Below are 4,799 nucleotides of genomic sequence, written 5' to 3'. Positions count from 1 at the left end.
GGCGCCGACGCCGACCAGGGCGACGGCCAGGGCGCCTCGAACGCCTCGCGCGTGAAGCAGGCGACCGCCCTCGTCGCCTTCGCCGACCGCCTCCGCACCGAGAAGGCCACCGAGCTCGTCTACCTGCTGGGCGACTTCAACGCCTACTCGAAGGAGGACCCGGTGAAGGTGATCACCGACGCCGGCTACATCGACCAGGGTGCGAAGGACGGCAAGTACTCGTACTCGTTCGACGGCGCGGTCGGCTCGCTGGACCACGTCTTCGCCTCGCCCGCGGCCGACAGGACGGTCACCGGGGTCGACACCTGGAACATCAACAGCGGCGAGTCCGTGGCACTGGAGTACAGCCGCTACGACTACAACGCGACGATCTTCTACGACACCTCGGCGTACCGCTCCAGCGACCACGACCCGGTCGTCGTCGGCCTCGACCTGCCCGAGACCCAGACGGACCCGGAGCCCGAGCCCGTCACGGTCATCGACGTCGCGACCACCGCCTCCACCAAGCGCCTCGCCGTCGTGCGGACGCTGACGGTGTCGGCGGTGAACAACGGCGACGAGACGGTCTCGATCGAGATCACGACGGCGTACGGCAGCAAGACGAAGAAGACGGTCAAGCCCGGCCAGTCGTTCACGGTGAAGACCGTGACCGTCTTCAAGCCCATCAAGGCCGGCACGGCGACCATCGAGGTCACCGCGCCCGACGGCACCGAGCGCGTCTACAAGCAGGCGTACCGCGGCGCCTGATCCCGCGCGACCCCTGACCTCGACGAGCTCCGGCTCCTAGAGTTCGGGGATGCCCGAGGGAGACAGTGTGCACCGTCTCGCCGCCCGCCTCAGGCGGGCGGCGGACGGTCGCACCGTCCTCGAGGGCGAGCTGCGCTCCGCGGACGCGGCCGGCACTTCCCTCGCCGGGCTGAGGATCCTCGAGCACGACACCCACGGCAAGCACCTCCTCACCCGCTTCTCCGGCGGAACGACCCTGCACACCCACCTGCGGATGCAGGGCTCCTGGACCGTGACCGCTCCCGGCCGAGCGGTCCCCCGCTCGGTGCAGAAGGACGTCCGCGTCCGCCTCCGCCTCGACGACGGCTCGACCGTGTGGGGCATCGACCTCCCGGTCGTCGAGCTCCTCGCCACCCGCGACGAGCCGCGCGCCGTCGGACACCTCGGGCCCGACCCGCTCCGGGCGGACTGGGACACCGACGAGGCCGTCCGGCGCCTCTCCCGCCTCCCGGACCGGCCCGTCGTCGCCGCACTCCTCGACCAGCGCTGCCTCGCGGGCCTCGGCAACCTCTGGGCCAACGAGGTCTGCTTCCTCCGCGGAGCCTGGCCCTGGCGGCCGATCGGCTCCCTCGACGTCCACGCCCTCGTGGCGACCGCGGCGAGAGGCCTCCGCGCCTCCGTCACGATCCCGGGGATGTTCCAGACCACCACCGGTGACACCCGCCGCGGCGATCGGCACTGGGTCGCGGGGCGCGCCGGGCGCCCGTGCCTGCGCTGCGGCACGACGGTGCTCGTCCGCGACGAGGTCCGCGACGACCCCGAGCAGCGCCGCACCTGGTGGTGCCCGCACTGCCAGCCGGAGCAGGCGACCGCCCCCTGAGCCCGCGTACCGCCGCCTGAAGCCCGCGTACCGCTGCCGACGGCCCGTGCGTAGGCTGGCCGCATGACGAACGAGTGGGGAACTCCGGATCCGTCCGCCCGGCGAGACCGGTCCGCGGAGGTCGTCCCGGCGGCCGCCTCCGGCGAGGAGGTGGAGACCGCCCGCGTCGAGGACGCCGAGCGCGCGCTCGCCGTGCGCGAGGTCAAGCGGCGCCGCGACTTCCTGGGGTCGCTCGGCGGATGGGCGAGCGTCTCGGCGATCACGACCGCCGTCTGGGTCGGCACAGGGGCCGACGGCTACTTCTGGCCGATCTGGCCGATGATCGGGATCGGGATCGGCGTCGTCGGCCAGGCCGCGTCGATCTGGGGTCCCGCCCGCAAGGAGATCACCGAGGCGGACATCGCCGCCGAGATGCAGCGCCGGGAGAAGCGCGGCCGCTGATCAGTCCAGGCGGCCGACCGAGGTGACGCGGACGACGGCCGCACCCTGCTCGTCCGACTCGGCGAGGTCGACGGTCGCCGAGATCCCCCAGTCGTGGTCGCCGGCCGGATCGTCGAGGATCTGCCGCACGAGCCACTGCGTCGGCTCCTCCGTGACGAGCAGCATCTTCGGACCCCGGGCGTCGGGCCCGATGCCGATGCTGTCGTGCTCGTCGTAGTAGTCGTCCAGCGCGGCACCCCACGCGTCGGCGTCGAAGCCGGCGGCGGCGTCGAGCTCGCCGAGCGCCTCGTGGTCGTCGAGGGCCGCGAGGGTCACCCGGCGGAACATCTCGTTGCGCACCAGCACGCGGAAGGCGCGGTGGTTCGCGGTGAGGCGGCGCGGAGCGGGCGGCACGATCGCCTGGTCCGCCGAGTGGAGCGCCGGGTTGACCAGCTCCTCCCACTCGTCGACCAGCGAGGAGTCGACCTGGCGCACGAGCTCGCCCAGCCACTCGATCAGGTCGTGCAGCTCCTCGTTCTTCAGCTCGTCGGGGATGGTCTGCCGGGCCGCGCGGAACGCGTCGGACAGGTAGCGCAGCACCAGTCCCTCCGAGCGGGAGAGCTTGTAGAAGGCGGTGTACTCGCCGAAGGACATCGCCCGCTCGTACATGTCGCGCACGACCGACTTCGGCGAGAGCTCGAAGTCCTTCACCCACGGCTGCGCCGCGGTGTAGGTCTCGAAGGTCGCCTCGAGGAGCTCCTCGAGCGGCTTGGGGTGCGTGACGGACTCGAGCAGCTCCATCCGCTCCTCGTACTCGATCCCGTCGGCCTTCATCGCCGCGACGGCCTCGCCGCGGGCCTGGAACTGCTGGGCCCCCAGGATCGGGCGCGGGTCGTCGAGGGTCGCCTCGAGCACCGAGATCACGTCGAGCGCGAAGCTCGGCGACTCCGGGTCGAGAACGTCGAACACGGCCAGCGCGAACGGCGAGAGCGGCTGGTTGAGCGCGAAGTTCGGCTGCAGGTCGACGGTCAGGCGGATGCGGGTCACGCCGTCGGCGCCGACGCTCTGCTCGACCACGCCCGCCTCCCGCAGCGTCCGGTAGATGCCGAGCGCCCGGCGGGCGAGCTGCAGCTGCCGCTTCCACGGCTCGTGGTTGTCGAAGATCAGGGCGTGCACGTTCGCGTAGGCGTCGCCGCCGCGGGCGATCACGTTCAGCAGCATCGCCGACGTGATCGTCATGTGCGAGGTCAGCGTCTCGGGCTCGGCGTCGACGAGCTTGCGGAAGCTCGGCTCGCCCCAGCTGACGAAGCCCTGCGGCGCGCGCTTGGCGACCCACTTCCTCCGCTTCTTCGGGTCGTCGCCCATCTTGTCGAGAGCCTTCCGGTTCTCGGACTCGTGCTCGGGGGCCTGCACGACCACGGTCCCGGCGGTGTCGTACCCCGCGCGACCGGCGCGGCCGGCGATCTGGTGGAACTCGCGGGCCGAGAGCTGGCGGGTCCGGGTGCCGTCGTACTTGGTCAGCGCGGTGAGCAGCACGGTGCGGATCGGGACGTTGATGCCGACGCCGAGGGTGTCCGTGCCGCAGATCACGCGCAGCATGCCCTGCTGGGCGAGCTGCTCGACCAGGCGGCGGTACTTCGGCAGCATGCCCGCGTGGTGCACGCCGATCCCCAGCCGGAGCAGCCGGGAGAGGGTCTTGCCGAACGCGGTGGTGAAGCGGAAGCCGCCGATCACCTCGGCGATGCGGTCGCGATGCTCGCGGGTGGCGATGTTCGCGCTGGTGAGCGCCTGCGCACGCTCGAGAGCGGCCGCCTGCGAGAAGTGCACGACGTAGACCGGCGACTGGTTCGTCGAGAGCAGCTCCTCGATGGAGTCGTGGATCGGAGCGATCTCGTAGAAGTAGTGCAGCGGCACCGGGCGCTCCACGCCGGTGACCCGGGCGGTCTCCCGGCCCGTGCGGCGGCTGAGGTCGGCGGCGAGCGCCGTCACGTCGCCGAGGGTGGCCGACATCAGCACGAACTGCACGTGCGGGAGGGTGAGCAGCGGCACCTGCCACGCCCAGCCGCGCGCCGGGTCCGCGTAGAAGTGGAACTCGTCCATCACGACCTGGTCGACCGGCGTGTCCTCGCCGTGCCGGAGCGCGAGGTTCGCGAGGATCTCGGCCGTGCAGCAGATGATCGGCGCGTCGGCGTTCACCGAGGAGTCGCCGGTGACCATCCCGACGTTGGAGGCGCCGAAGACGTCGACCAGCGCGAAGAACTTCTCGGAGACGAGCGCTTTGATCGGCGCCGTGTAGAAGCTGCGGCGCCCGGAGGCGAGCGCCGCGGCGTGCGCGCCGATCGCGACGAGCGACTTGCCGGTGCCGGTGGGCGTCGAGAGGATCAGGTTGGAGCCGGAGGCGATCTCGAGCATGGACTCGTCCTGCGCCGGGTAGAGCGGGAGGCCGCGCGACTCCGCCCACTCGGTGAAGGCCAGGTAGACCGCGTCGTCGTCGACGCGCCCGTCCGCGTCGGGCGTCGGCATCCGGTCGAGCAGCGTCGAGGTCATCCCCCCATCCTCCCAGCCCGCGGCCCGTCGCTCGGGTGCGATCCGTCACGGACGGCCCGTGCGCCCCCGCCTCACGGGCCGCGGGTGACGGATCGGTCCGCCGGAGCGAGGGCCCCGTCGACGAGTCCGACGACGCGGTCGGCATCGGCCAGCACGGAGGGGTCGTGCGAGACGCAGACCACGGTCGCGCCGCGGTCCGCCTCCGCGCGCAGGACCGACCGGATCC

At 72.1% G+C, this 4,799-nt stretch carries 4 protein-coding genes; 3 read left to right on the top strand and 1 reads right to left on the bottom strand.

The window, feature by feature from the left end; genetic code table 11:
• The 3 genes from C5C27_RS18715 to C5C27_RS16565 all read left to right on the top strand — a co-directional run.
• Window positions 1–747, top strand: a 747-nt coding sequence (locus C5C27_RS18715; protein WP_374955289.1) for an endonuclease/exonuclease/phosphatase family protein, incomplete at its 5' end; no start/stop codon positions are given.
• A 49-nt stretch (window positions 748–796) separates the two neighbouring features.
• The gene (locus C5C27_RS16570; RefSeq protein ID WP_104314950.1) at window positions 797–1,606 is read left to right on the top strand and encodes a DNA-formamidopyrimidine glycosylase family protein; all 810 of its coding nucleotides are present in this window, start codon (window positions 797–799) and stop codon (window positions 1,604–1,606) included.
• Between the two features lie 63 nt (window positions 1,607–1,669).
• The gene (locus C5C27_RS16565; RefSeq protein WP_104272851.1) at window positions 1,670–2,047 is read left to right on the top strand and encodes a 2TM domain-containing protein; all 378 of its coding nucleotides are present in this window, start codon (window positions 1,670–1,672) and stop codon (window positions 2,045–2,047) included.
• Here C5C27_RS16565 and C5C27_RS16560 read toward each other — a convergent pair whose 3' ends face one another.
• On the bottom strand, window positions 2,048–4,573 hold the full coding sequence (locus tag C5C27_RS16560) for an RNA helicase (RefSeq protein WP_104314949.1): 2,526 nt from the start codon (window positions 4,571–4,573) through the stop codon (window positions 2,048–2,050).
• Window positions 4,574–4,799: the final 226 nt, after the last annotated feature.

The organism is Rathayibacter sp. AY2B7 (genome assembly GCF_002931635.1).
Taxonomy (GTDB): Bacteria; Actinomycetota; Actinomycetes; order Actinomycetales; family Microbacteriaceae; genus Rathayibacter.
The sequence above is the reverse complement of the archived record's forward strand: the minus strand, read 5'-3'. Positions and strand labels throughout refer to the sequence as shown.

Excerpts from the sequence above, each read along its gene's own strand:
- C5C27_RS16570 (WP_104314950.1), top strand. The coding sequence starts at position 797 with ATGCCCGAGGGAGACAGTGTGCACCGTCTCGCCGCCCGCCTCAGGCGG.
- C5C27_RS16565 (WP_104272851.1), top strand. The coding sequence starts at position 1,670 with ATGACGAACGAGTGGGGAACTCCGGATCCGTCCGCCCGGCGAGACCGG.
- C5C27_RS16560 (WP_104314949.1), bottom strand. The coding sequence starts at position 4,573 with ATGACCTCGACGCTGCTCGACCGGATGCCGACGCCCGACGCGGACGGG.